25 protein-coding genes are annotated in these 26,511 nt (G+C 70.1%); 12 read left to right on the forward strand and 13 right to left on the reverse strand.

The annotated features are described in order from the left end of the window. Positions 1-12: 12 nt before the first annotated feature. Positions 13-1,038: an Atu2307/SP_0267 family LLM class monooxygenase gene (locus tag ABTX24_RS23015; protein WP_350842869.1), complete on the forward strand. Its 1,026-nt coding sequence runs from the start codon at positions 13-15 to the stop codon at positions 1,036-1,038. Here ABTX24_RS23015 and ABTX24_RS23020 read toward each other — a convergent pair. The 12 genes from ABTX24_RS23020 to ABTX24_RS23075 form a co-directional block, all read right to left on the reverse strand. Beyond that, positions 1,019-2,221 (reverse strand): amidohydrolase, encoded by a 1,203-nt coding sequence (locus tag ABTX24_RS23020; protein WP_350842871.1) that lies wholly within the window; start codon positions 2,219-2,221, stop codon positions 1,019-1,021. The two genes, ABTX24_RS23015 and ABTX24_RS23020, sit on opposite strands and share 20 nt — an antisense overlap. Continuing rightward, a complete protein-coding gene (locus ABTX24_RS23025; RefSeq protein WP_350842873.1) occupies positions 2,218-3,450 on the reverse strand; it encodes an amidohydrolase family protein in 1,233 nt (410 codons plus the stop codon). Before ABTX24_RS23025 ends, ABTX24_RS23020 begins: the two co-directional genes overlap by 4 nt. Beyond that, positions 3,447-4,580 (reverse strand): hypothetical protein, encoded by a 1,134-nt coding sequence (locus ABTX24_RS23030; RefSeq protein WP_350842875.1) that lies wholly within the window; start codon positions 4,578-4,580, stop codon positions 3,447-3,449. The genes ABTX24_RS23025 and ABTX24_RS23030 overlap by 4 nt, the downstream gene beginning before the upstream one ends. Before the next feature lie 21 nt (positions 4,581-4,601). Next, positions 4,602-5,456 (reverse strand): ABC transporter permease, encoded by an 855-nt coding sequence (locus ABTX24_RS23035; RefSeq protein WP_350842877.1) that lies wholly within the window; start codon positions 5,454-5,456, stop codon positions 4,602-4,604. Continuing rightward, positions 5,453-6,226: an ABC transporter ATP-binding protein gene (locus ABTX24_RS23040; RefSeq protein WP_350842879.1), complete on the reverse strand. Its 774-nt coding sequence runs from the start codon at positions 6,224-6,226 to the stop codon at positions 5,453-5,455. Before ABTX24_RS23040 ends, ABTX24_RS23035 begins: the two co-directional genes overlap by 4 nt. A gap of 67 nt (positions 6,227-6,293) precedes the next feature. Then, positions 6,294-6,959: a GntR family transcriptional regulator gene (locus tag ABTX24_RS23045; RefSeq protein ID WP_350842880.1), complete on the reverse strand. Its 666-nt coding sequence runs from the start codon at positions 6,957-6,959 to the stop codon at positions 6,294-6,296. Then, complete coding sequence (locus ABTX24_RS23050) at positions 6,959-8,428, reverse strand: NCS2 family permease (protein WP_350842882.1); 1,470 nt, start codon at positions 8,426-8,428, stop codon at positions 6,959-6,961. Before ABTX24_RS23050 ends, ABTX24_RS23045 begins: the two co-directional genes overlap by 1 nt. Positions 8,429-8,515: 87 nt before the next feature. Beyond that, entirely contained in the window at positions 8,516-8,917 is a 402-nt protein-coding gene (locus tag ABTX24_RS23055) for a type II toxin-antitoxin system VapC family toxin (protein ID WP_160022224.1), read from the reverse strand. Next, complete coding sequence (locus tag ABTX24_RS23060; RefSeq protein ID WP_141794184.1) at positions 8,914-9,162, reverse strand: FitA-like ribbon-helix-helix domain-containing protein; 249 nt, start codon at positions 9,160-9,162, stop codon at positions 8,914-8,916. Before ABTX24_RS23060 ends, ABTX24_RS23055 begins: the two co-directional genes overlap by 4 nt. A gap of 39 nt (positions 9,163-9,201) precedes the next feature. Then, positions 9,202-11,619 (reverse strand): GH92 family glycosyl hydrolase, encoded by a 2,418-nt coding sequence (locus ABTX24_RS23065; RefSeq protein WP_350842884.1) that lies wholly within the window; start codon positions 11,617-11,619, stop codon positions 9,202-9,204. 63 nt (positions 11,620-11,682) lie between these two features. After that, on the reverse strand, positions 11,683-12,774 hold the full coding sequence (gene nemA, locus ABTX24_RS23070) for an N-ethylmaleimide reductase (RefSeq protein ID WP_350842886.1): 1,092 nt from the start codon (positions 12,772-12,774) through the stop codon (positions 11,683-11,685). 24 nt (positions 12,775-12,798) lie between these two features. Then, positions 12,799-13,971, reverse strand: a complete 1,173-nt coding sequence (locus ABTX24_RS23075) for an ROK family transcriptional regulator (protein ID WP_350842888.1) — start codon at positions 13,969-13,971, stop codon at positions 12,799-12,801. A gap of 169 nt (positions 13,972-14,140) precedes the next feature. On the opposite strand from ABTX24_RS23075, the gene ABTX24_RS23080 reads away from it, so the two are divergent. The 4 genes from ABTX24_RS23080 to ABTX24_RS23095 all read left to right on the forward strand — a co-directional run bounded on the left by ABTX24_RS23080 (position 14,141) and on the right by ABTX24_RS23095 (position 18,513). Then, positions 14,141-15,412, forward strand: a complete 1,272-nt coding sequence (locus ABTX24_RS23080) for an ABC transporter substrate-binding protein (RefSeq protein WP_160022232.1) — start codon at positions 14,141-14,143, stop codon at positions 15,410-15,412. Positions 15,413-15,513: 101 nt separating this feature from the next. Then, positions 15,514-16,452, forward strand: coding sequence for a carbohydrate ABC transporter permease (locus ABTX24_RS23085; RefSeq protein WP_160022234.1), 939 nt, complete (start codon positions 15,514-15,516; stop codon positions 16,450-16,452). Beyond that, a complete protein-coding gene (locus ABTX24_RS23090) occupies positions 16,449-17,318 on the forward strand; it encodes a carbohydrate ABC transporter permease (RefSeq protein WP_160022236.1) in 870 nt (289 codons plus the stop codon). The genes ABTX24_RS23085 and ABTX24_RS23090 overlap by 4 nt, the downstream gene beginning before the upstream one ends. A gap of 7 nt (positions 17,319-17,325) precedes the next feature. Beyond that, positions 17,326-18,513 (forward strand): AGE family epimerase/isomerase, encoded by a 1,188-nt coding sequence (locus ABTX24_RS23095; protein ID WP_350842890.1) that lies wholly within the window; start codon positions 17,326-17,328, stop codon positions 18,511-18,513. Between the two features lie 2 nt (positions 18,514-18,515). Here the strand turns inward: ABTX24_RS23095 and ABTX24_RS23100 are convergent, their stop codons facing one another. Beyond that, the gene (locus ABTX24_RS23100) at positions 18,516-19,427 is read right to left on the reverse strand and encodes a dioxygenase family protein (protein ID WP_160022240.1); all 912 of its coding nucleotides are present in this window, start codon (positions 19,425-19,427) and stop codon (positions 18,516-18,518) included. A 97-nt stretch (positions 19,428-19,524) separates the two neighbouring features. Here ABTX24_RS23100 and ABTX24_RS23105 point away from each other — a divergent pair, with 97 nt between their 5' ends. The 7 genes from ABTX24_RS23105 to ABTX24_RS23135 all read left to right on the forward strand — a co-directional run bounded on the left by ABTX24_RS23105 (position 19,525) and on the right by ABTX24_RS23135 (position 26,202). Then, positions 19,525-20,016 carry a MarR family winged helix-turn-helix transcriptional regulator gene (locus tag ABTX24_RS23105; protein WP_350842892.1) on the forward strand — a complete coding sequence of 164 codons (492 nt, stop codon included), beginning with the start codon at positions 19,525-19,527 and terminating at the stop codon, positions 20,014-20,016. Positions 20,017-20,127: 111 nt separating this feature from the next. After that, positions 20,128-21,111, forward strand: a complete 984-nt coding sequence (locus tag ABTX24_RS23110) for an ABC transporter substrate-binding protein (RefSeq protein ID WP_350842894.1) — start codon at positions 20,128-20,130, stop codon at positions 21,109-21,111. A 10-nt stretch (positions 21,112-21,121) separates the two neighbouring features. Then, positions 21,122-22,579: a FecCD family ABC transporter permease gene (locus ABTX24_RS23115; RefSeq protein WP_350842896.1), complete on the forward strand. Its 1,458-nt coding sequence runs from the start codon at positions 21,122-21,124 to the stop codon at positions 22,577-22,579. Continuing rightward, positions 22,576-23,634 (forward strand): FecCD family ABC transporter permease, encoded by a 1,059-nt coding sequence (locus ABTX24_RS23120; protein ID WP_350842898.1) that lies wholly within the window; start codon positions 22,576-22,578, stop codon positions 23,632-23,634. Before ABTX24_RS23115 ends, ABTX24_RS23120 begins: the two co-directional genes overlap by 4 nt. Beyond that, on the forward strand, positions 23,631-24,443 hold the full coding sequence (locus ABTX24_RS23125; protein WP_201450985.1) for an ABC transporter ATP-binding protein: 813 nt from the start codon (positions 23,631-23,633) through the stop codon (positions 24,441-24,443). Before ABTX24_RS23120 ends, ABTX24_RS23125 begins: the two co-directional genes overlap by 4 nt. Positions 24,444-24,488: 45 nt before the next feature. Next, positions 24,489-25,403: an ABC transporter substrate-binding protein gene (locus ABTX24_RS23130; RefSeq protein ID WP_350842900.1), complete on the forward strand. Its 915-nt coding sequence runs from the start codon at positions 24,489-24,491 to the stop codon at positions 25,401-25,403. Positions 25,404-25,461: 58 nt separating this feature from the next. Beyond that, positions 25,462-26,202, forward strand: a complete 741-nt coding sequence (locus tag ABTX24_RS23135) for an AAA family ATPase (protein ID WP_350842902.1) — start codon at positions 25,462-25,464, stop codon at positions 26,200-26,202. Positions 26,203-26,511: the final 309 nt, after the last annotated feature.

Genomic DNA, 26,511 nt, shown 5'->3' on the forward strand with positions numbered 1-26,511 from the left:
TGTTTCAACGGCGTGACTGACATCGAGTTCGGCCTGGACACCTTCGGCGGGGTCACCCGCGACGCCGAGGGCAAGCCGCAGCACCACGCGCAGGTGATCCGGAACATCGTCGAGGAGGGCGTGCTCGCCGATCAGGTCGGCCTCGACTTCTTCGGTGTGGGCGAGCACCACCGCCGCGACTTCGCCGTCTCCAGCCCGGAGATGGTGCTCGCCGCGGTCGCCTCCCGCACCGAGCGACTGCGGCTCGGCTCCGCGGTGACAGTGCTCAGCTCCGACGACCCGGTGCGGGTCTTCGAGCGGTTCGCCACCCTCGACGCGGTCTCCCAGGGCCGCGCCGAGATCGTCGCCGGGCGCGGCTCGTTCACCGAGTCGTTCCCGCTGTTCGGCTTCGATCTCGCCGACTACGAGGAGCTCTTCGAGGAGCGGCTCGAGCTGCTCGCCGCCCTGCTCAAGGAGGAGAAGGTCACCTGGGAGGGCCGCACCCGCGCGGCACTCACCGACCAGGAGGTCTTCCCGCGCACTGAGAACGGCCTGACCGCTTGGGTCGGCGTCGGCGGCAGCCCGGAGTCGGTCGTACGCACGGCCCGCCATGGCTTCGGACTCTTCCTGGCGATCATCGGTGGTCCCGCCGACCGGTTCGCGCCCTACATCGACCTCTTCGAGCGCGCCCAGGACGAGTTCGGGGTGCAGCGCCAGCGCGTCGCTGTCCACTCGCCCGGGTTCGTCGCGGCGACCGACGAGCTGGCGCGCCAGACCGTCTACGAGGGCTGGCTCGCGATGCGCACCCAGATCGGTCGCGAGCGCGGCTGGCCGCCGCCGAGCCCCGGTGACTTCGAGCGCGAGATCGAGGGCGGATCCCTCTACGTCGGCTCGCCGGAGACGGTCGCCCGGAAGCTGGCCGGCACCATCAAGGTGCTCGGCGTCGACCGCTTCGACCTGAAGTACGACCAGGGCCAAGTGCGCCACGAGGACCTGATGGGCTCGATCGAGCTCTACGGCACCCAGGTCGTGCCGCTCGTCAAGGACATGCTGGGCTGACCTCGACGGTCTCGACGCGCGTCGCCACCACCTCGCCGGCATGCAGGACGGTCCGCGAGGTGGGCCCGGCGGCGATGGCGGCGGCCGGTGTCGGCACGTCGAGGACCAACAGGTCCGCCGGAGCGCCGACGACGATGCCGTACGCCTCCAGCCCGAGCGCCCGTGCGGCCGCGTCGGTGACCAGGTCGAGCGCGACGGCCAGGGTCTCATCGGTGCGGAAGCCGGACTGGTAGGCGACCTGGCGGGCGATCGCGAGCATGTCGCCGTCGCCGTAGGGCCACCAGGCGTCGCGGATGTTGTCGGACCCGGACCAGACCGTGGCCCCCTCCTCCCGCAGCGCGAGCACCGGCGGCATCGGCCCGGCCGGCCCGTTGGTGAGCACCGAGACACCCGCCTCGGCGAAGAGCCCACCGACCCGGCGGGCCTCCTCGAGCGGGATCGAGCCGAGGCCGTACGCGTGGCTGACGTTCACCTGTCCGCCCAGCCCCTCGGCGCGGGTGCGTTCGGCGATCAGCTCGTACTGACGGACCGCGGGAGCGCCGAGGTCGTGGAGGTGGATGTCGACGCCGGCGCCGTGCCGAGCCGCCAGACCGAAGACGACGTCGAGGTGGGCCTCGGCGTCGCCGTCGAAGCCGTCCGGGTCGAGCCCACCGACGAGGTCCGCGCCCGCGGCCAGCGCCTCGTCGAGGAGCTTCTCGGTGCCGGGCGAGGTGGTGATCCCGCTCTGCGGGAAGGCGACGATCTCGATGCGCAGCCGGTCGCGGAGCGCCTCGCGCACCTCCAGGACCGCCCCCAGCCCGGCCAGGCCGACGTCGGGGTCGATGTCCACATGCGTACGCACGGTCCCGGTGCCGAACGAGATCATCTGCTCCGCGAGCGCGCGAGCGCGGTCCACCACGGGCACGCCGACCTCGCCGCGCAGGATGTGCTCGGCCGCGACCCGCTCGCGGACGGTCGTACCCGGGCGGTGCGGCTGCCAGCCGGAGCCGACCAGCGTCTTGTCCAGATGGGCGTGACCGTTGACGAGGGCGGGCAGGAGGAGCGCGCCGCCGAGGTCCAGGTCTGCGCCGGCGGCCGACGCGGAGGCGGGCGAGATCGCCGAGATCCTCCCGTCGGCCACCGAGACGTCGACCCGGTGGCCGTCTGCCAGGGTGGCGTTGCGAAGTGTCCTGCTGCCGGTCATGAGGTGACCTCCATGCTCTGCGTACGAATGCTTCGTTGCTCGTGCACGAGCGCCCCCGACCGGATCGAGGTCAGGACCGAGGGCACCTGCAGCGCGACGAGGTGCGGTTCGTCGGTGTCCAGGACCACCAGGTCGGCGACGTCGCCCACGGCGGTGCCGTGCGGGGCTCGCCCGAGGATCCCGGCCGGGTGGTCGGTGATCGAGGAGACGAGCAGGTCCAGCATCGCAGGACCGACCAGCTGCCGGGTCAGCCCGGCGGTCCACGCTGCCTGGAGCAGGTTGCCGTTGCCATAGGGCGAGAAGGCGTTGTGCAGGTTGTTGTTCGAGACCGCGACCCGCACCCCGGCGGCGTCGGCACGCTCCAGCGGAGCCAGGCTGCGGCTGCCGGGCTCGCCGGCCCCGCCGAGATAGAGGTCGGTCGCCGGCATCACGACCAACGAGATCCCGGCCTCCGCCATCAAGGCGTACGCCACCTCCTGCTCGTCCACCGGCATCGCCGCCAGCTTGGTGACGTGCCCGAGGGTGACCTGTCCCTGCATGCCGAGGGCACGGGTGCGCTCGGCGACGGCCGCGACCATCGACCCGGACGGGTCGTCGTCGAAGTCGAGATGCAGGTCGACCGGGAGCCCGAACCGCTCGGCCAGGCCGAAGACGGTGTCGAGATGGGCCTCCTGGTCGTCGTCGACGTAGGGACAGCCGCCGACGACACCGCCGCCGTGCCGCAGCGCGGCGCTCATCAGCGCGGTCACCTCGCGGGAGAGCCCGTTCTGCGGGAAGACCGAGAGCTGCAGGTCGATCCGCTCGGCGTTCTCCTCGCGCAGCGCGATGTGCAGGTCGAGCATGTCGAGCCGGATGTCGGCGTCGACCTCGACGTGCGCCCGCGCGGCCACGACCCCGTGGCGCACCAGCGACTCCACGCCCCGCCGGGCGCCGACCTCGACGATCCCCGCGGGCTGGCTACGCCGCACCTCCTGCATCAGTGCGATCGCCGGGCCCACGCCCGGGCCGGTGGGCTCGAGCCCACCGGCGCCGAGCAGGTGGGCCTTGTCGAGGTGGACGTGGGCGTCGACGAAGGCGGGCATCACGACCGCCCCGGCGGCGTCCAGAACGGTCTCCGGCCCGATGGGGGACGGGCCGGAGACCGCCGAGACGCGGCCGCCGTCGATCCCGAGATCGACCAGCCCGGTGGACGTACGGGCCCCGAGAATGCGCGCGACCGGAGTGCTCAACGCTTGATCTCGGGGTCGATGTAGTCGTTGGTGACCAGCTCGTCGCCGGTGATCTCCGGGACGTCCTTGCCGCCGTCCTCGAGCACCGCGGTCATCGTCTCGATCACGCTGTCGACGCGCGCGATGTCGAAGCTGCCGTACGCGCCGTCCGGGCCGTTCGCGACGAGCCCCTCCTCGACCTGGACCTTCACTGAGTTCGCGTTGCCGCCGGGGGTGATCGGGGGACCGTCCTTGATGGCGTCGGCGATCTCGATCAGGGTGTCGTTGACCGGCTTCGGGTCCTTCAGGTAGTCGATCTCCGACTGCTGCAGCAGCGGCACCAGCTCCTCCAGGCACGGGCTCAGCGTCTCCTCGTCGTCCGCCCGGACCGCGTACGCCTGCTGGTAGACCTGGTAGCCGGCGTCGTCGAGCATCAGATGGGCGGTCGGCTTCGCCCACTCGGCGACGTCATGCTCCCAGCGGTAGGGCTCGTTGCTGACGTAGCCCTGCTGGAACAGCGCGCCGCCATCGGCGACGAACCGGCTCGGGCTGCCGTCGAAGGAGCCGTCGAGCTGCTTCTCGTCGATCAGGCCCTCGTGCACCAGGTAGTCGACCCAGCTGACGCCCTGGGCGTGCAGCACCGGCGCACCGGTCGCCTTCACGTCGTCCCAGGTCTTGACCTCGGGGAACTTGGCCGGGTCGAACATCACCATGAACGGCGACTTCTGCATCATCGTGAACACCCCGCGGGTGGGGAACTTCTCGTAGTCGCGGATCGCGATGTCGGTGGCGACCACGCCCAGGTCGATGGTGTCGTCGGTGTACATCTGCGCGGTCACCGGCTGGCCGCCGATGAACGGCCCGCCGAGCCGGATCTCCGCGGTGACGCCGGTGTCGCCGATCTCGCCGACGTAGGCGCCCTTGTCGACGTCGATCTCGCCGTCCGGCCCGATGAGGTTGTAGGCGGGGGAGCGCTCGGGGGTGGCGTACCAGTCGGTCTGGATGACCACGGTCGACGGGCAGGCGGCGGCGAGCGATCCCTTCGGGGCGTCGGGGTCGCCGATCGCCTCCTCGCTGCCACCGCAACCGGTGAGCGCGAGCGCGGCGAGGGCGGTGGTTGCGGTGATCCGGGTCCAACGGGCGTACGTCATGGGGTTCTCTCCAGTGTGGGGTCAGCGGCGAGGTGAACGGTGGGTCTCGACGGCGCGCAGGACGGCGCCGAAGAGAAGGAAGAGGGCGATCCCGACCAGGGAGGAGGCGGCCAGCGCGGCCATCATCAGGTCGGTGTCGAGGCTCTGCCGGTAGGTGTCGATCAGCCGGCCGATGCCGGGCTGTCCCTGGCGGAAGAAGAAGTCGGCGATGATCGAGCCGACCACGGCCATCCCGGCCGAGATCCGGAAGCCGGCCAGCGCGGCCGGGAGCGCCGCGGGCAGCTGCAGATGGATGAGCCGCTGCCACCGCGAGGCGCGGAAGAGCGAGAACTGGTCGTGCAGGTTGTCGTCGACCGAGGCGATGCCGAACATCGTGTTGGTGATGATCGGGAACAGCGAGTGCAGCACGCAGACGACCAGCCGCGAGGTGAACTCGTAGCCGAACCAGAACCCGAGCAGCGGCACCATCGCCAGGATCGGGATGGTCTGCAGGATCACCGCGTACGGATAGAACGACGCCTCCGCCCAGCGCGCCTGGCTCATCACGATCGCGAAGAAGACACCGATCGCCATCGCCAGCAGCAGACCGACCAGGGCGACCTTCGTGGTCGACCACAGCGCGGTGAAGATCTCGGTGCGGCCGGCCTGCTCCAGGAAGCCCGCCTCGAGCACCTCCCAGGGCGAGGGCAGCAGGAACTGGCGGCTGGGGGAGAGGAGCTGGGTGCTCACCAGCGTCCAGACACTGAGGACGACCACCAGGGTGAGGACGGGGGCGACCCAGCGTACGGTCCGGCTGCCGTGGCCGGGGTCGAAGCGGAGGAACGGGACCGTCGTCAGCGCGCGGGTCTCCGGCTTGGTCTCGACCAGCGTGGTCATGCCGCCTCCTCGGTGCTGCCGTGGGCGCCGGCGAGCGCGTCGGAGACCTGGCGGCACAGGTCGGCGTACTCGGTGCTGAAGCGCAGCCCCTCGGGTCGCGGCCGGGGCAGGTCGATGCGGAGGTCGGCGACGATCCGTCCCGGCTGGGAGGAGAAGACCAGCACCCGGTCGGAGAGGAAGACCGCCTCGGGGACCGAGTGGGTCACGAAGATCCCGGTGAACGGGTCGGTCGCCATCAGGGTGTCGAGCTGGCTGTTGAGGTCCTGGCGGGTGATCTCGTCGAGAGCTCCGAACGGCTCGTCGAAGAGGAACAGCTCCGGCCGCTGGACCAGCGAGCGGGCGATCGAGACCCGCATCCGCATCCCGCCCGAGAGCTGGGCCGGCCGATGGTCCGCGTACGCCGTCAGCCCGACGACCTCGAGCGCCGCGCGTGCCCGCTCCTCGGCCTCGGCCTTCTTGGTCCCGGCCAGCCGCAACGGGAGGAGCACGTTGCCCAGGGCTGTACGCCACGGCAGCAGCGTCGCGTCCTGGAAGACGTAGCCGATCTCGCCCTCTCCGCGCTCGACGCTGCCGCTGGTGGGCACGTCGAGGCCGGCGACCATGCGGAGCATCGTCGACTTGCCGCAGCCCGAGGGCCCGACGAAGGAGACGAACTCACCCGCGCGGATCTCGAAGCTCGCCTCGGCGAGCGCGGTGGTGCCGTTGGGGAACGACCTGGTGACGCTGTTGCCGGCCACCAGCACGGGCGGCTCCGTATACCGTTCGATCATTCTTGTATACAAACAGCGCACGGTTTCGTCCCCGTTTCAGACGACGGCCGGTCTGGTTACGCCGCGGTCAGGGTCGCTGGCGCTCCGCGCGAGCCACCAGCAGGTCGACGAGGAGGTCGGCGTCACGGGTGACATCGGCGCGCATCGAGGACTCGGCCCGCTCCTGGTCTCCGGCCAGGACCGCCTCGGCGATCTCCTGGTGGTGCTTCCACGACTGGCCCGAGCGCTCCTCGAGCTGCATCTCGAAGACCCAGCGCACCTGCATCCGCAGCGACCGGGTCATCTTGGCGAGCTCGTCGTTGCCGGAGGCGATCCCGATGGCGTCGTGGAACCGGGCGATCAGCTCCGGTAGCGCGGCGTAGTCGCCGGTGGCCGTCGCACGAGTGCCGAGCTCGAGCACCTCGGTGAGCTCCTCGCCCTGGTCGCCACCGCGGCGCCGGGCCGCCAGGCCGGCGGCCAGCACCTCGAGGTTCTCCCGGATCACCATGAGCTGGCGGGTCCGCTGCGCTGACGGGAACGCCACCGTCGCGCCCCGCCGCGGGACCGTGTCCACGAATCCCTCTTGCGCCAGCACGTGCAGCGCCTCGCGCGCGGGCACGCGGGAGACGCCGTACTCCGTGGCGAGCGCCTGCTCGCGCAGCCGGTCGCCGGGAGCCAGCTCGCCGGCCATGATCTTGCGACGGATGTCGCGAGCGACCACCTCGCGCAGAGGCTGCGGGGTGGACGGGTCCATCAGCCGATCCAGCTCGAGATCGGGTGGATCGCGAAGTAGACGGCGAACATGACCGCGACCAGCCACATCAGCGGGTGGACGGTCTTGGCCTTGCCGCGGACGATCTTGATGAGCACGAACGCCAGGAAGCCGGCGCCGGTGCCGACCGAGATCGAGTAGGTGAACGGCATCAGCGCGATCGTCAGGAACGCCGGGATGGCGATGTCAACGTCGGCCCAGTTGATGTCCTTGACCTGCTGCATCATCAGGAAGCCGACCAGCACCAGGGCGGGCACGGCCGCCTCCGACGGGATGATCTCGACGAGCGGGGAGAGGAACGTGGTGAGCAGGAAGAGCACACCGGTCACGACCGCCGCCAGACCGGTGCGGGCGCCCTCGCCGACGCCGGAGGCCGACTCGACGTAGGAGGTGTTGGACGAGACGCCACCGGCGCCACCTGCCGCGGCCGCCAGCGAGTCGACGACCAGGATCGAGCGCGTACGCGGCGGAGTGCCGTCCGCACGCAGCAGCCCCGCCTCGGAGCCGATCGCGGTCATCGTGCCCATGGTGTCGAAGAAGTCGGCGAGCATCAGCGTGAAGACCAGCAGCACCGCGGTCACGATGCCGACGTTCTCGAAGGAGCCGAGCAGGTTGAACTCGCCCAGCGTCGCGAACGAGGGCCAGTCGACGATCCTGTCCGGGAAGGCCGGCACGTTGAGCGCCCAGCCGGTCGGGTTCTCTGCGCTGCCCTTACCGATCCCGGCGATCGCCTCGACGACGATCGCGAGCACCGTGGTCGCCGCGATCGAGATCAGGATCGCGCCGCGTACCTTGCGCACCCACAGCGTGATCACCAGGGCCAGGCCGATCACGAAGACCAGCACCGGCCAGCCCGCGAGCTGCCCCGTCGGACCCAGCTGCACCGGAACGGTCGTGTTCGCGGCGTCGGGGATGCGGCGCACGACCCCGGCATCGACGAAGGCGATCAAAGCGATGAACAGACCGATGCCGACCGAGATCGCGGTCTTGAGCTCGCGCGGCACGGCGTGGAAGACGGCCTCGCGGAACCCGGTCAGCACCAGTACGAGGATCACCAGACCCTCGATCACCACCAGGCCCATCGCGTCGGCCCAGGTCATCTGGCTCGCGATCGAGAAAGCCACGAACGCGTTGAGCCCGAGCCCGGTCGCCAGCGCCAGCGGGTAGTTGGCCACGACGCCCATCAGGATCGTCATCACGCCCGCCACCAGCGCCGTACCCGCCGCGATCGCGGCCAGGTTGTCGCCGCCGTTGCCGCCGAGGAGGTCACCGTTGACGTCCTCCGCGAACCCGAGGATCAGCGGGTTCAGCGCGACGATGTAGGCCATCGTGAAGAACGTGACCACGCCACCGCGGACCTCGCGCCCGACGGTCGAGCCGCGGGCACTGATCTGGAAGAACCGGTCAAGAGCGTTGGTACGTTCCGGGGTCGAAGTGCTCACGCCCCGCATCTTCGCAGATGCGGGGCGCGGAGATGTCGTTGGTTGAGCCGTGAGCGCCAGCGAGCGTGTCGAAGCCAACACGGACGCTGACGCGGGTCAGTTGATCGTTCTCACGGGGCAGCGCGCAACGCCGGCCTTGGCGATACGTACGTCGGCGGTGACGAGGGTGAGGTCGTGGGACTCGGCGACCGCTACGTAGCCGGCGTCGTAGGTCGACAGGTTGCTGCGCAGCTCCCACATCCGGGGCAGGCACGGGCCGGTGGGTGCGGTGATCACCGTGATCGCCTGGAGCCAGTGCAGCGCTCGGTCAGCGTCCTGGTCGGTGAGCTTGCCGCCCAGGAGGAGTCCGCGAAAGACGCTGAGCACCTCGGTGCGCCAGACCTCCGGAACGACCCATTCGGGGTCCTCGGCGAGGATCTTGGTCGCCGCGTTCACCCGCGGGTCGGTGCCGGGGTCCGCGAAGAGGAGTGCGACCGCGGAGGCATCGGGGACGATCACGCAGCGCCCTCGGTGCGCTCGCCGCGCGCGGTGTCGCGGGCGGCGAGCACATCCTCGGTCGTGAACTTCGAATCGCCCCTGCTGGCGACCACACGGTCGATCAGGGCCTGGTTGTTGGCGAAGGAAGCCTCCCGGAGGACCACGTCACGCAGGTAGGAGTTCAGCGACTGGCCGCGGTCCTTCGCGCGCTGGGCCAGGACGTCGCGTACGTCATCTGGGATGTCGCGGATCTGCAGGTAGGCCATGCACTCATTATGAGTGCATTATGCATTCGTATCAAGTGTTCAGTCGGTGTGGTAGATCGGGCGGTCTGCCTCGGCGGTGCCCCATTCGCGGTTCGGCTCGGAGCCGACGTCGATGCGGACGGTGCCGCCGCGGGTCATCACCGACTCGGGCAGCCAGGACTGGGTGCGCGACGCTCCGTCGAGGCTGACGGACTGGACGTAGATGTTCTCGGCGCCGGCGCCGGGGGAGTCGATGGTGATGTCGACGCCGTTGCCGCGGTGGATCACCACCCGCTCGAAGACGGGACTGGAGAGCAGCATCTCGGCGCGGGCGGGGTCCTGCGGGTAGATGCCCATCGCGGAGAAGACGTACCACGCCGACATGGTGCCGAGGTCGTCGTTGCCGGGCAGGCCGCGGGGGCCGGTGCCATAGGCCAGGTCGGCCATGGCGCGGACCGTCTCCTGGGTCTTCCAGGGCGCGCCGAGCGCGTTGTACATCCACGGGACGTGGATGCCGGGCTCGTTGGTCGGGTCGTAGCGCAGCGCGTCGCCACCGGTGTACTGCCAGGAGCCGTCGGCCTTGTGGAAGAACGCGTCCAGCCGCTGGATCGCACGCTCCCGCCCACCGACGGCCTCCGCCAGCCGGGCGACGTCGTGCGGCACCATCCAGGTGTACGTCGCGCTGCTCCCTTGCGCGAAGCCGGTCTGCGTCGACGGCGTGAAGCCACCGACCCAGCTCCCGTCGGCGTTGCGGGCCTGCTGGTAGCCGCCCTCGGGCGTGGCGGCCGGGTTGAACGTGTGCTGCCACCAGCCGGCCCGATCCATCAGCGAGTCCGTCTGGGAGGCGGAGGCGCCGAGGCGGCGGCCCCAGTCGGCGAGCGCGTAGTCGGCGACGGAGTCCTCGAGGGTCTCCGCGGCGCCGCCCCAGCATCGGCAGGTGTCCTGGGGTGCGTACCCCTTGGCGAGATACTCGGCCAGGTTCGGTCGCTGGCCGATGCACTGCCCGGGGCAGCCGTAGCTGGACAGCCCGTCGGGGTGCGGCACCGTGGCCTGGCGGACCAGCGAGTCGTAGGCGCCCTGAGCGTCGAAGTTGCGCACCCCGAGCGCGTAGAAGCCGGCCAGCGTGGGCGCGCTCGGGTCGCCGGTCATCACGTGGGTCCAGCCGCTCAGGTGGACCCAGCGGTCCCAGACCCCACCGTGCTGGCGGGAGTAGGCGTGCAGGGAGCGGGCGAAGTCACCGGCCACGCGCGGCTCCAGGAGCGCGAGCAGCTGGGTGTGGGCGCGGTACTGGTCCCAGCCGGAGAAGTTGCCGTACTGCGCCTGCTGGCCGCGCTCGATCCGGTGGACCTCCTGGTCGCTGCCCCAGTAGGTGCCGGCCACGTCGGAGATCACGTTGGGCTGCAGGTAGGAGTGGTAGAGGCCGGTGTAGAAGGCGGTCTGCTCCTCGTCGGTGCCACCGGAGACCTCGATCGAGGAGAGCGCCCGGCGCCACTCGGCCTTGGCCTCCGAGGCGATGGAGGAGACGGTGTCGCGTCGCCCGATCTCGGCGGCGAGGTTGGCCTCGGCGGCGGACTGGCTGGTGTAGGAGATCCCGATCCGCATCCGCACGCTCTGGTCACGGCTCGGGTCGAACGAGACGTACCCGCCCGAGCCCTGTCCCTGGCGGGCGGCGCCGGTCTCGTAGCCCTCACCGCCCCGCGCCTCGGTCGAGCCCGGCTGGAGCTCGCCGTTGACCCAGGTGCCGTGGCCGGAGAAGCCGCGGTCGAACTGCGCGGTGAAGTAGAGCCGGTAGTAGGAGCGCTTGTTGCTCCCGCCGCCGTTGCCGCGCCGGCCGCAGAAGGCGCCGGTGAGCACCGAGCCGCTGACGGTCCGCTTCGCCTCGTCGATCCGCGTCACCGCCGTCTCGCTGCCGTTGAGCGAGTTGGAGGTGCGGAAGAGCAGGTTGGCCGGCTTGTCGGCCGGGAAGGTCAGGTCGCTGACCGAGGCTCGCGTGGTCACCGCGGTGTCGACCTCGGCGCCGTTGGCCAGGCCCAGCCGGTAGCGTCCCGGCTCGGCCAGCTCGTCGGCGTGGCTGAAGTTCGAGGCGTACGTCGCATCGGTCACGTCCGCGGTGGGCGAGCCGGTCATCTCGCCGGTGTGCGGGAAGATCGGCACGTCCCCGGCGGCGCCGGGATGGCAGCCCGCGCCGTTGACATGGGTCAGCGAGAAGCCGCGCAGCCGCGTGGTGTCGTAGGAGTAGCCGTTCGACGCGGCGGTGTTGGTCTGGTCGCCCGCCGTGGAGGTCGGGCTGAAGGAGAGCATCCCGAAGGGGCGTACGGCTCCGGGATAGGTGTTGCCGCCGTTCGACGACCCGATCAACGGGTCGACGAGCGCCACCGGATCACCGGCGGGCGGCGCGGCGGCCCGGGCCGCCGAGAACGGAGTGAACGCGCCGCCGAGCAGCGCAAGGGACAAGGCACACGTCGCGAGAACCCGCATGGCGGAGAACGATTCCAGAGGAACGTCCTCCGCCATGCGGGTTCAGGTGAGAGCGAGTTGAACTCAGGCGGTCCACTCGGGGTAGTCGGTGTAGCCGGCCTCGCCGCCGCCGTAGAAGGTCGACAGGTCGGGCTCGTTGAGGGGCAGGCTCTGCTCGAGACGCCGGGGCAGGTCCGGGTTGGCGATGAACGTACGCCCGAACGCGGCGGCGTCGATCAGGTCGGCCTCGAGGAGGCGGGCGGCCTTCTCGGGGGTGTAGGAGCCGGCGCCCACGATCGGGCCGGGGTGTGCGGTGCGCAGCTGCTTGCGGTAGTCGTCGGTCAGCGCCGGGCCGCCGGCCCAGTCGGGCTCCGACAGGTGCAGGAAGGCGATGCCGCGCTTGCCGATCTCGGTCGCCAGGTAAAGGCCCATCTCAGCGCCCTCGGGGTCCTCGAGGCCGTTGAACGAGCCGATCGGGGAGATCCGGATGCCGACGTGCTCGGCGTCCCACTCGTCGACGACCGCGTCCAGCACCTCCAGCGCCAGCCGGGCACGGTTCTCGAGGGAGCCGCCGTAGGAGTCGGTGCGCTCGTTGCTGCTCGCGCTGGAGAACTGGTGGAGCAGGTAGCCGTGGGCGGCGTGGATCTCGACGAGGTCGAAGCCGGCCTCGCGGGCGTTGCGCGTCGCGCGGCGGTAGTCGTCGATCACACCCGCGATCTCGGAGGTCTCCAGGGCGCGGGGCGTGGGGCAGCTGACCCGGGTCGGGGTGCCGTCCTCACCGCGTACGGTCGTGCGGTTGCGGTAGGGGAGCGCCGAGGCGCTGACCGGGAGGTCGCCGTCGTGGAAGGACTCGTGGGAGACCCGGCCGGTGTGCCACAGCTGTGCCGCGATCCGGCCGCCGGCCTCGTGGACGGTGTCGGTGACGTGTCGCCAGCCCTCGACCTGCTCGGCCGAGTAGATGCCCGGGGTGTCCATGTAGCCCTTGCCCTGCGGCGAGATCTGGGTGCCCTCGGACACGATCAGCCCTGCCGAGGCGCGCTGCCGGTAGTAGTCGGCCATCAGCGGGTTGGGTACGTCGCCGGGCCGGCTGGCACGCATCCGGGTCAGTGGCGCCATCAGGACGCGGTTGGGGAGGGTCGTCGAACCCAGGCTCAGCTGCGAGAAGAGTGAAGTCACGAGGTGCTCAACGTAAGCGGGCGCTCATATTGTTCCCGACGGCGTCGGAGTGGTCGAGCCGGCGATGACCAGAGCCCCCATGACGCCCGCGTTGTCGCCGAGTTCGCTGGGGACGACGTCAAGTGCGGCAGCGGTGTCGGGCTGGGTGAAGCGGTCGATCGAGTCCTTGATGCCGAGCACGAAGGACTCCGACTGGCGCATCGTGTCGCCCACGACGATCAGGGCCGGGTTGAGGTGGTTGCAGAGGTCGGCCAGCACCCGGCCGACCGCGCGGCCGGCGTCGTCGAGGATCCGGTTGACCCGGATGTCACCCTCCTGGGCGAGCTCGAGCAGGCGCTCGACGCTGAGCGTCTCGTCGTAGGCGGGCTGCAGCAGCTCGACCAGCCGGGACCCGCCGAAGGCCTTCTCCAGGCAGCCGCGGTTCCCGCAGCGGCAGATCGGCCCGTTGTCCTCGAAACGGACATGGCCGATCTCGCCGGCGATCCCGGTGATCCCGCGGTAGAGCTTGCCGGCGAGGACCAGGCCGGCGCCGATGCCGCTGGACGCCTTGACGTAGATGACGTCGTCGACGTCGCGCGCGGCGCCGTACTCGACCTCGGCGAGCGCGCCGAGGTTGGCGTCGTTCTCGATCTGGACGGGCAGGCCGATGCGGCGGGCGAGCTCCTCGCCGGGGGCCAGGTCCATCCAGTTCCCGAGGATGGGGGAGACGACGATGCCGCTGTGCGGGTCGACGGGGCCGGGGATCCCCATGCCGACGCCGAGGACGCGGTCCTTCTTGGGGTCGATGCCCACCTCGGCCAGGCACTCGCGCACGAGGGCGGCGGCACGGTCGATGGTCTCGACCGCGGAGTTGTCGACGTCGAGCCGGATCTCGTGGTCGATGAGCGGCTTCGCGGCGAGATCGGCGACCGCGACCCGGACGTGGCGATGGCCGATGTCGACGCCGATGAGCGTGCCGGGAGAGCCGCTGATGGTGAGGAGCGAGGGTGGTCGCCCACCGCCCCGGGCCAGTGCTGCGCCGGTGGTCTCGACGATCTGCTCGGAGGCGAGCAGCTCCTGGACGATGCTCGACACGGTGCTGCGGGAGAGTCCGGTGCGCTGGGCGAGCTCGGCGCGGCTGACCGGCGCCGACCGCCCCAGCAGGTCCAGAACCTGGGAACGGTTGGCGACGCGCAGCCGCGATTCCGGAGTGGTCATGGGCGTGACTGTAGGTGATTATGTCGATTTGCGACAGATCTCAGGTTGAAAACGTCCTGCGTTATGCGTTGACTGGACAGAACAGAGAGGCGTACGTTTGCCCGGCACGCGACCGCGAGTAACCCAGATCACACACCGACGTGGCGGTCGCGCAACCGGAGGATCAAAGATGAACGCAACGCGTAAGGCCCTGGCCGCCGGCCTGGCCGCCCTGAGCCTGCTGGCGGTCTCCGCCTGCGGCAGCGACAACGAGAGCGGCAGCACCGATGAGGTGGAGGTCTTCACCTGGTGGGCCGAGGGCAGTGAGAAGGCCGGGCTCGACGCCTTGGTCAAGGTGTTCGACGAGCAGAACCCCGACCTGAAGTTCGTCAACGGCGCCGTCGCCGGTGGTGCCGGCAGCGACGCCAAGAACGTGCTCCAGTCCCGCCTGCAGAACGGTGAGCCGCCGGCCACCTTCCAGGCGCACGCGGGTGCCGAGCTGACCGACTACATCAACGCCGGCCAGATCGAGGACCTCACCGACCTCTACGAGGAGAAGGGCTGGAACGAGCAGTTCCCGGAGGGTCTGCTCGAGCGCCTGACCCAGGACGGCGGCATCTACTCCGTCCCCTCGAACATCCACCGCGCCAACGTGCTCTGGGCCAACCCGGCCGTCCTGAAGAAGGCCGGCATCGACGCCAACAAGACGTACGACTCGCTCGACGCGTGGATCGCCGACCTGAAGACGATCAAGGCCAAGGGCATCATCCCGCTCTCGATCGCGACCGACTGGACCCAGGTCCACCTCCTCGAGACCGTGCTCCTCGCCGATCTGGGCGCCGAGGCGTACAACGGTCTGTGGGACGGCACGACCGACTGGGGCGGCAGCGAGGTCAAGGACGCTCTGGCTGACTACAACACGCTCCTCTCGCTGACCAACACCGACCGCCAGGGTCTCGACTGGCCGGACGCGACCCAGCTGGTCATCGACGGCGAGGCCGCGTTCAACGTCATGGGCGACTGGGCCGAGGCCGCCTTCCAGGAGCAGAAGAAGACGCTCGGCACCGACTACACCGCGGTCCCGGTCCCGGGCACCGACGGCGTCTTCGACTTCCTGGCCGACTCGTTCACCATGCCGGTGGACGGCCCCAACCCCGAGGGCACCGAGGCCTGGCTCGACACCATCGCCAGCGACGAGGGCCAGGTGGCCTTCAACAAGGCGAAGGGCTCGATCCCGGCCAGCACCACGGCCGACACCGCGGACTTCGGTGAGTACCAGCAGACCGCGATCAAGTCGTGGGGTGAGGACGAGATCGTGTCCTCGCTCGCCCACGGTGCCGCGACCTCGGTCAACTGGCTGACTGACATCACCGCCGCCGTCGCCAAGTTCGGCAGCAACAAGGACGTCGCCGAGCTCCAGGAGGGCCTCGCCGAGGCCGCCGAGGACAACAAGCCCGAGTGACCCCGGGCTCTCCCGAGCCTGACGAGATCATCTGGTCCGAGGGGTTGCGGCCGCACCAGCTGCCGTAGCCCCTCGGCCGCCCCTTGTGAAAGGACGGACACATGTCCTCCACGGTGCCCAGCGCCGTCAAGCGGCCACGACGGCCCAAGGGCCGCATCGGCGGCCACGGGTGGGTCGCACCCGTACTCCTGATCCTGCCGACCGTCATCGTCATCGGTGTCTTCGTCTACGGCCTGATCGGGTCCAACATCAACACATCCCTGCAGGACCGCCACAACATCGGGCCGTCCCAGGGTTTCGCCGGTCTGGACAACTATCGCGACCTGTTCGCCGACGACGACTTCATCTACTCGCTGCGCAACCTGCTGCTCTACACCGCGACGTTCCTCGTCGGCACCCTGTGCCTGGGGTTCCTGTGGGCGTGGCTGCTCGAGCGCAAGGCCCGCGGCGAGTCGCTGTTCCGGGCCATCTACCTGTTCCCGATGGCGGTCTCGTTCGTCGCCTCCGGTGTGGTCTGGCGCTGGCTGCTCAACAACGCCGAGGGTGACCGTGCCTCCGGCCTGAACCGGCTCTTCGACACCCTCCACCTCGACTTCCTGCAGAACCCGTGGTGGACCCACGAGCGGTGGGGCATCCTCGCGATCGCGGTCCCTGCGATCTGGCAGCTCAGCGGTTACGTGATGGCGCTCTTCCTGGCCGGCTTCCGTGGCATTCCCGAGGAGCTGCGCGAGGCGGCCCGGATGGACGGCGCCTCGGAGTGGCAGCTCTACCGCCACGTCATCTTCCCGCAGCTGAGCCCGGTCGCCCTCTCCGCGATCATCATCATCGGCCACATGTCGCTGAAGGTCTTCGACCTGATCATGGCCATCGCGGGCCAGACCAACTACACGACCCAGGTGCCGGCCACCCAGATGTGGATCGAGTTCACCCGCGGCGACTACGCCAAGTCGGCCGCCATCGGAACCATCCTGCTGGTGATCGTGGCCATCCTGATCGTTCCCTACCTCGTCTCGACCTACCGTCAGGAGCGCCGCCGATGACTACCGATGCCATCCCGGCAGCCGTCGCGAGCAAGATCCCGGGCGAGCGTTCGCGCGGGATCTGGCGCGCCGTCAAGTACGTCCTGCTGATCACCTTCGCGCTGATCGTCCTGCTCCCGGCGTACGTGCTGCTCGTCACCAGCTTCAAGGGTCTCGGCGACGCGACCCCCGCCAACGCCTGGAAGCTTCCCGAGTCCTGGGAGACGGCTGGCTGGTCGCGCGCCTGGGAGCAGCTCGGGCCGGCCCTGGGACGTACGTTCGCCATGGTCATCCCGGCCTCGATCATCTCCTCGGTGCTCGGCTCGATGAACGGGTTCGTGCTCTCGAAGTGGCGCTTCCCCGGCGCCGACGTGGTGTTCACGCTGATCCTGTTCGGGATGTTCATCCCCTACCAGGCCGTGATGGTGCCGCTGGTCCAGCTGATGAGCAACCTCGGCGTCCCCTCGGGCGTGCCGAGCCTGATCGTGCTGCACGTGGTCTACGGCCTGCCGATCACGACGCTGATCTTCCGCAACTACTACGCGGGGGTCCCGGTCGAGCTCGTCGAGGCCGCTCGGGTCGACGGCGCCGGCATGCTCCGGACGTACGCCTCGATCATCCTGCCGATCTCCGCGCCGGCGTTCGTGGTGGTGCTGATGTGGCAGTTCACCTCGGCCTGGAACGACTACCTGTTCGCGCTCTTCTTCTCCACCTCGCGCAACGGGCCGGTGACGATCGCGCTCAACTTCCTGGCCAGCGGTCAGCTCCAGGACTACTCAGCCAGCATGGCGGGCGCGCTGATCGCGTCCGTGCCGACCCTGATCATCTACATCCTGCTCGGTCGCTACTTCGTGGGCGGGCTGATGGCAGGCTCGGTCAAGGGATGATCGTCTGATGATCGACGCGGACGCCGAGTGCCGTCGGCTGGCCGGGTTCGCCCGGCCGTCGGCGGCCTCGCCGGCCGGCTTCTGGTGGCTGGACGAGTCGGGTCGCCCGGACCCGGCCGAGCCGGTGCACACCTGGATCACCGCCCGGATGACCCATGTCTTCGCCCTCGCCCACCTGCGCGGGGACGTCGACGACGCCGCCGCGCTCGCCGCTCACGGCGTCCGAGCCCTGTGCGGCGCCCTGCGCGACGACGAGCTCGGTGGCTGGTACGCCTCGGTCTCGGCCGAGGGCGAGCCGGTCGGCACCCTCAAGGAGGCCTACGCCCACGCCTTCGTGATCCTGGCCGCGAGCAGCGGCGTCGCGGCGGGTGTGCCCGGTGCGGACGCGCTGCTCGACGAGGCGCTCGGGGTGATGCAGCAGCACTTCCTCGACGACTCCGGCCGAGTGGTCGACAGCCTCGAGCGCGACCTCCGTTCGGGGGAGGCCTACCGGGGCGCCAACTCCAGCATGCACACCGTGGAGGCGTTCTTGGCCGCGGGTGACGTCACCGGCGACGCCACCTGGCACCAGCGCGCGCTCGCGATCGCCGAGCACCTGATCCACGATGTCGCCCGCGCCCACGGCTACGACCTGCCCGAGCACTTCGACCTCTCCTGGTCGCCGCTGCCGGACTACAACGCCGACCGCCCCGGCGACCCGTTCCGGCCCTACGGCTGTACGCCCGGGCATCTGCTGGAGTGGTCGCGACTGCTCCTGCACCTGGACGCGTCGCTCCCGGACGCGCCGTCGTGGCTGGTCGAGGATGCGCGGGCGCTCTTCGCGCGCGCGGTCGAGGTCGGCTGGGTCGACTCCGATGACGGGCCCGGCTTCGTCTACACGACCTCGTGGGACGGGACGCCGGTGACCCGGCTACGGCTGCACTGGGTGGCCGCGGAGGCGCTTGCCGCCGCCGGCGCCCTGCACACCCGCACCGGCGAGGCCGGCTATGACGAGTGGCGCCTGCGGTTCGAGGCGTACATCGAGGCACACCTGATCGACCGCGAGCTCGGCAGCTGGCACCACGAGCTGGACGAGCACAACCGACCCTCGCACGTGATCTGGCACGGCAAGCCGGACGTCTACCACGCCTATCAGGCGTTGCTGCTCGCCCGGATGCCGCTCGCCCCGGTGCTGTCGGTGCAGCTGCGCCGGTAGCCTCAGGCCGCCTGGAACGAGCGGCGGGAGAGGCCCAGGCCGTAGCCGTCCAGGGTCGTGGTGACCGGAGCCGTCGGGTCGGTGGCCGCGCCCAGGGTGACGAAGAGCGGGGTGAAGTGCTCGACGGTCGGGTGGGCGTACGGCATGCCGGGGGCCGCGGTGCGGAACCTGGCCAGCTCGGCGACGTCGCCGCGGTCCAGGGCCTCGGCCGCCCAGGCGTCGAAGTCGGAGGACCAGCCGGCGGGCTTGTTCTCGGTCATCGACTCGCGGGTGAGGTAAGGCAGCCCGTGGGTCATGTGGCCCGAGCCGACCACGAGCACACCCTCCTCGCGCAGCGGCCGGAGGCGCTCGCCGAGGGCGAGCAGCTTGTCGGGATCCTCGGTGGGCAGCGAGAGCTGCACGACCGGGATGTCGGCCGCCGGGTACATGATCTTCAGCGGCACCCAGGCGCCGTGGTCGAGGCCGCGGCGGGTGTGCTGGTGGGCCGTCTCGGCGTCGGGCATCAGCGCCGCGGTGGTGCGGGCGAGCTCGCTCGCGTCCGGGGTGTCGTAGCGCACCGAGTGGTAGATAGGGTCGAAGCCGCCGAAGTCGTAGACCAGCTCGTCGGGATGGGTGGCGCTGATCGAGAGCGGCGCCGACTCCCAGTGGGCGGAGATGACGAGAATGGCCTTCGGCCGGGGCAGCGACCGCGCCCAGGCGTGCAGCGGGTCGAGCCACTCCGGGCTCTGCAGCGGCAGCGGGCCACCGCCGTGGGACAGGTAGAGGCTCGGCAGCGGCCCGTCAGCGGGCGTCCAAATGCGATGTGGGTCGGCCGCCTCGCGTGCCTGGACCGTCCGTAGGTGCTGGGCGAACGGATGCGTCTGCGGGAGGCGGGCGTCCGCGGCGGCGGTCGTGCTCTCGGGTGCGGTGGTCATGGCGGTCTCCTGCGATTCGGCCCAATAGTTGTTGCTTGAACTAACTCTAGGCGACCGTTGTTTGTTCCACGCAACTTTCTGCGGCACACTCCCTGGCGTGGAGGGCAACTGGCTGTCGCCGGCGGAGCGGTCGGCATGGGTTCGCCTCATCGCCGTGCTCGAGCTGCTCCCGGGCGCTCTCGACTCCCAGCTGCGCCGCGATGCCGGGCTGACCCATTTCGACTACGGCGTGCTGGCCATGCTCTCCGAGGTGCCGGACCAGACCCTGCGGATGACCGAGCTGGCCGGATACACCAACTCGACGCTGCCGCGGCTCTCGAACGTGGTCAAGCGCCTGGTCGACCGCGGCCTCATCGAGCGCCACACCTGCCCGGGTGACCGCCGCGCGACCAACGTACGTCTCACCGAGGCGGGCCACAAGAAGATGGTCGCCTCCGCCCCTGGCCACGTGGACGCGGTGCGCGAGTACGTCTTCGACTCGCTGAGTCCCGAGCAGGTGGACCAGCTGGCCGAGATCGCCGGGACCATCCTCGACCGGCTGGATCCGACGGGAGCGAGAAGGCCGCCGATCGACCCGGATGCGGGTTAGGGACCCAGGGGAGGGGATGGCGCTCAAACGGTAGGTCGCGTTAGGTTACCCTAACCTTTGGTTGGTGGCTCGGCGCCGACCTGACCCGAGCGCAAACCTGAAGGAACCCCCGTGAACCGTCGTTTCCGTATGGGCCCACTCGCGGCCGCCGCCGCCCTTGCCGTCCTCACCCTCACCGCCTGTGGCGGCTCCACCGAAGCCTCCGACGACGCTGACGGTGCCGGCTCGGCCTTCGTCTACGAGGACGCCCGTGGCAAGACAGTCGAGATCGACGGCACGCCCGAGACGATCGTCGCCCAGGCCAGCGCCGCCGCGGCGCTGTGGGACAACGGCCTCGAGGTCGACGGCGTGTACGGCGACCTGCCCGATACGGAGAACTACCTCATCGGCAACCTCGACGTCTCCCAGACGAAGGTCCTGGGCAAGGCCTTCGGCGAGTTCAACGTCGAGGAGTACGCGGCGATGAACCCTGACCTGCTGATCGACATGACCTTCGACAAGAAGACGCTCTGGTACGCCGCCGAGGTGGAGAAGCAGGTGGAGAAGCTCGCGCCCACCATCGGGATGCCGTTGACCGGGCTCTCGGTGACCGAGCAGATCGAGGCGTTCAACAAGCTGGCGACGGACCTCGGCGCGAAGCCGGAGGTCGACGACGCCAAGGCCGAGTTCGAGGACGCCGTCGCACGGATCAAGGCAGCGGTGAAGAAGAACCCTGACCTCACCGTGCTGGCCGTGTCGAGCTACGGCGAAGAGATCTACTTCGCGAACGCACCCGAGCACCCCGACCTCGCCTACCTCGCCGAGCTCGGCGTGAAGTTCCCGAAGGTGACGCCCGACGAGCAGGGGATCTTCGAGCCGGTCAGCCTGGAGAACATCGGCAAGTACCACGCCGACCTGCTCCTGGTCGACGCCCGTGACACCGGCGGTCTCGCGGAGCTCGAGAAGAAGGACATCTTCAAGCGCCTGCCCGCCGTCGCCGGCGGTCAGCAGGACCTCTGGTACCCGGCCGCGCCCTACAGCTACCAGGCGTACGCGAAGATCTTCAGCGGCTACGCCGACCAGCTCGAGGCCGCCCAGGTCCTCGAGCAGGGCTGACGGGCACGACGTGCGTCTCAGTGACCTCGCCTCGGGCGAGGCCGTCACGGCGCGCGCGGACCACACCAGGGTGCAGGTCCCGCGTGGGCCTGCTCCCATCGCCCTCCGGGCGACCGCGGCGGTCGTCGACCTCGCCCTGGTGGCCCTGCCGCTGGTCGTCGGCGTGCTGGTCGTGCACTCGCTGCGCGACGCGAACGGCGGCGGCACCGTGGACCGGGTGGCCTTCGGCGGCTTCGCACTCGCCGTCGCGGCCGCCGTCCTCGTGTGGAACCGCGGGTTCGCCGAGGGCCGGCGGGGCGCCTCGACCGGCAAGACCTGGCTCGGGCTGATCGCCCGCGGCCCCGACGGCCGCCCGCTCGGCGTACGTCGCAGCCTGCTGTTCGCGCCGCGACAGGTCGTGCGCCGGATCACGGCCATGGACGAGGGCTTCGCCGAGATCGAGGTCGACCTCACCCCGGCGAAGCTGCGTCTGCGGCGAGTCACCGGCCTGCTCGCGCTGCTGGTGCTCCTGTCGGTCCTGGTCCTGGCGAGCGTCGCCGTCGGTTCCCGGCCGCTGAGCTTCGGTGAGATCTGGCACGGTCTCCTCCCGCCGTACGACACGACCCCCACCGAGGCCGACCTGATCGTCCGCGACCTGCGTACGCCGCGGACCCTCCTCGGCCTCGTCACCGGCATCGCGCTCGGCCTCGCCGGCGGGCTCATCCAGGGACACACCCGCAACCCGCTCGCTGACCCCGGAATCCTCGGCGTCAGCGCCGGTGCCGCGTGCGCGGTGGTTCTGGCGATCACGTTCCTGGGCGTGACGAGCCCGGTGGGCTACATCTGGTTCGCCCTCGCGGGTGCGCTGATCACCAGCCTCGCCGTCTTCGGGCTCTCCGCGGCCGGGAGCGGCAGCCCCTCACCGGTCTCCCTCGTCCTCGGCGGCGCTGCGGTGGCGGCCTTCCTCTCGGCCATCACCTCCGCCGTGGTGCTCCTCGACCAGACCACCCTCGACGCCTACCGCTTCTGGATCGTCGGCTCGGTCGCCGGCAGAGGACTCGAGATCCTGGTGCCGCTGCTGCCCTTCTTCGCCCTCGGCATCGTGCTCGCCATGATCAACGCCCCCGGGCTCAACGTCCTCAGCCTCGGCGAGGAGATCGCCCGCTCCCTCGGCACCAACGTCGCCCTGAACCGCACCCTGGGGATCACCGCGATCACCCTGCTCGCCGGCGCGGCCACCGCGGCCTGTGGGCCGATCGCGTTCATCGGCCTCGCCGTACCCCACATCGCGCGGGCGTTCACCGGGCCGGACTACCGGTGGCTGCTGCCGTGCTCCGCCCTGATCGGCGCCGTCATGCTCATCACCTGCGACATCCTCGGCCGGGTCGCCGCGCGCCCCGGCGAGCTCCAGGTCGGCATCGTCCTCGCTCTGGTCGGCTCGCCGTTCTTCATCGCTCTCGTACGCCGCCGGAAGCTGGTGACACTGTGACGACGACGCTCGTACCCGGCCGTCCGCGCTTCGGGTGGGGGCCGGTGACGATGGTCTGGCGCCCCCGCCTGGTCGCGGTCAACGTCGGCCTCCTCGTGCTGGTCTTCCTGCTGGTGTGCCTCAACGTCGGCCAGGGCGACTACCCGATCAGCGTCCCCGACACGGCCAAGGCGATCCTCGGCGGTGGCAACGAGGCCGAGCGCTTCATCGTCTGGGACCTGCGCCTGCCGCGGTCGGTAGTCGGCCTCCTCGTGGGCGCCGGCTTCGCGATGTCGGGGGCGATCTGGCAGTCGATCACCCGCAACCCGCTGGCCAGCCCGGACCTGCTCGGCATCACCGCCGGCGCCAGCGCCGGGGCGGTCGCGGTGATCGTCTTCGGCGGCGCCGCCTTCCTGGGCACCACCATCGGGGTGCCGGCGGCGGCCATGGCGGGCGGTCTGCTGACCGGGGTCGTGATCTACCTGCTCGCCTGGCGACGGGGGATCGAGGGCTTCCGGCTGGTCCTGATCGGGGTGGCCGTCAATGGCATCCTGCTCGCACTGACCAACTGGATGCTCGTCATCGGCGAGATCTGGGACGCCCAGGAGGCGACCGTCTGGCTCAACGGGTCGCTCAACGGCAGGGGCTGGGACGACGCCGCGCCCGCCGCCATCGCGGTCGGGGTCATCGGCACGGTCGCCCTGGCCTCGACCTTCCAGCTCTCCGCGCTCAAGCTGGGCGACGACACCGCCCGCGCGCTCGGCGTACGGGTGCAGCTCAGCCAGTCGGTCCTGCTGATCGCCTCGGTCCTGCTCGCCGCCATGTGCGTCACCGCGGCTGGACCGATCGGGTTCATCGCCTTCGTCGCACCCCAGGTCGCGCTCCGCATCGCCCGCACCCCGGGGCCGCCGCTGATCGCCTCGGCGCTCACCGGCGCCGCCCTGGTGGTGGGCAGCGACTACGTCGCGCGCGTGCTCCTGCCCGTCGAGCTCCCGGTCGGGATCGTCACCACCGCCATCGGAGGCCCCTTCCTGATGTATCTGATCATCCGTACCAACCGGAGGTTGTCGCGATGAGCGAGCACCAGATCACCGCTGAGGACCTGGTCCTCGCCTACGGCGACCGGGTCGTCGCCGACGGTCTCACCACCGAGATCCCGTCCGGCAAGGTCACCACGATCATCGGCCCCAACGGCTGCGGCAAGTCGACCTTCCTGCGGGCCGTCGCGCGGCTGCTCAAGCCGCGCTCCGGGCAGGTGCTGCTCGACGGCAAGGCGATCACCTCGATGCGTACCCGTGAGGTGGCGAAGGTGCTCGGCATGCTGCCGCAGTCGCCCACCGCGCCCGAAGGCCTCACCGTCGCCGACCTGGTGGCCAAGGGGCGTCACCCGCACCAGTCGTGGCTGCGCCAGTGGTCCAGCGACGACGAGACCGAGGTCGACGCGGCGCTACGGCTGACCGGGATGCAGGAGCTCGCCGCCCGCCCCGTGGACGAGCTCTCCGGCGGGCAGCGCCAGCGGGCGTGGATCTCGATGGCGCTGGCGCAGGAGACGGACATCCTGCTGCTCGACGAGCCGACCACGTACCTCGATCTCGCTCACCAGGTCGAGGTGCTCGACCTCGTGGACAAGCTCCACGCCGACCTGCAGCGCACCGTCGTCATGGTCCTCCACGACCTCAACCTGGCGGTCCGCTACAGCGATCACCTGATCGTCATGCGCGAGGGACGCATCGTCACCTCCGGCGCGCCCGACGAGCTCATCACCGCCGAGCTGCTCCGCGACGTCTTCGGACTCGACAGCCAGGTGCTCGTCGACCCGGTCTCGGGCCGCCCGATGATCGTCCCGATCGGCGTGCGCCGCTCCGCGCCCATCGTCCAGCACTGAACGTGCCCCGGAAGACCGGGGAACGCCATGATGAAAGGAAACCACGTGCGCAAGCACCTGTCCGGCGTCGCTGCCATGCTCGCCGCCGCCCTCGTCCTCACCGCCTGCGGCGGCAGCTCCTCGGGAGAGGAGGCGGCCGCCGAGACGCGCGAGGTCAAGCACGCCAAGGGCGTGGCCGAGGTGCCCGTGGCCCCGAAGCGGGTCGTGGTCCTGGACACCGGAGAGCTCGACGACGCGCTCGCGCTCGGCGTGAAGCCCGTCGGTGCCGTACGCGTCGACGTGGCCACCGACTTCCTCAGCTACCTCGGCGACCAGACCGAGGGGATCGAGGAGGTGGGCACCATCTCCGAGCCCAACCTCGAGAAGATCGCGGCCCTCGACCCCGACCTCATCCTGTCCAGCACGGTCCGCCACGAGGCGATCTACGACCAGCTGAACGCGATCGCCCCGACCGTCCTCGCGCCCGACCTCGGCGACACCTGGAAGGACAACTTCCTGCTGTACGCCGACGCGCTCAACAAGACCGACGAGGCCGAGAAGATGCTCGCCGACTTCGAGAGCGACGCCGCCGCGCTCGGCAAGACCGTCGGCACCGGCAAGACCCTGTCGATCGTCCGGTTCCTCCCCGGCCAGATCCGGCTCTACTCCGACAAGTCCTTCTCCGGCGTCATCCTCGACGACATGGGCCTGACCGTCCCGGAGCAGGCGGTGGGCGAGGACACCTACCTCGAGATCTCGCCCGAGCAGGTCACCACCGCCCAGGCCGACCACCTCTACGTCAGCACGTACGGCCCGGAGGGCGACACCGACAAGGCCAAGGTCCTCGGCGGACCGCTGTGGCAGCGGATCCCGGCGGTCGAGTCCGGTCACGTCCACGACATCAACGACGACCTGCTCAGCGGCATCGGCATCCAGGCCGCCCAGCAGATCCTCGCCCAGTTCGAGAAGGAGCTCGGCTGAGCTGACCGCGCGGACGCCGGTATCGAGTCGCACCGAGCTGCGCTCCATACTGGCGTCCATGCGGTTCGACGAACGCTATATCGCCCGGGTCACGCTCGATCCGCGCCATGACACCGGTCGATATCCGTTCACCCTGCCGGTCGTCCGCGAGCTGGCCGGCGGGGATGGGATCGACTTCGACGAACGGGTGACATTCCTGGTCGGCGACAACGGCACCGGAAAGTCGACGATCATCGAGGCGATCGCGGTCGCGTCCGGGTTCAACGCCGAGGGCGGCTCCACCTCCTTCCGGTTCGCCACCCGCGCGACCGAGTCGTCGCTCGCCGACTACCTCGTGATCGAGCGCGGGCTCAAGCGGCCGCGCAACGGCTACTTCCTGCGCGCGGAGTCCTTCTACAACGTTGCCACCGAGATCGAGCGCCTCGACCTGGACACCTCCGACGCCTACGGCGGGGTCTCGCTGCACGAGCGCTCCCACGGGGAGTCGTTCCTCGACCTGGTGATGCACCGATTCGGGCCCGGCGGGCTCTACATCCTCGACGAACCCGAGGCGGCGCTCTCGGTCAAGGGCTGCCTGGCACTGGTCGCGCGCATCATCGAGCTTGCGGACGCGAGATCTCAGTTCATCATCGCCACGCACTCCCCGGTCCTGCTCTCGGTGCCGGGGGCCCGGATCCTGCAGTTCGACGAGGACGGGCGTATCGGGCAGGTCGCCTACGACGACGCCGAACCGGTCAACCTGACTCGGCGGTTTCTGGCGGACCCGGGGCGGTATCTGCGGTACGTCCTCGAGGACTAGGTCTCTGGGGTCCTGTGTCTGAGTTCCAGCGTGGGTGGGGCCAATACCGGGATTGGGTTGGGAGATTTAGAAGCAGGGTGTCTGGGTTGGGTGACATTTACCTGTCTTGCGGGCTTCCAGCAGCGGTCCGGCCTGGGTTTGGGATACCTGTCCCTGATTGCGTTTGTCCGCTTTTCCCGTGGCTTGGCTTGGTCTTGTGTGGTAGGCTCGGCGCAGGCGTAAACGTGAAGGCCGACCACCTCGAAAGAGGCGTGCCCCATCCATCCGAGACACAACGGGTGTGGGGTAATCCAGGGGAACCAGGGGCGT

It is taken from the genome of Nocardioides sp. NPDC127514, from assembly GCF_040302125.1.
Lineage (GTDB): Bacteria > Actinomycetota > Actinomycetes > Propionibacteriales > Nocardioidaceae > Nocardioides.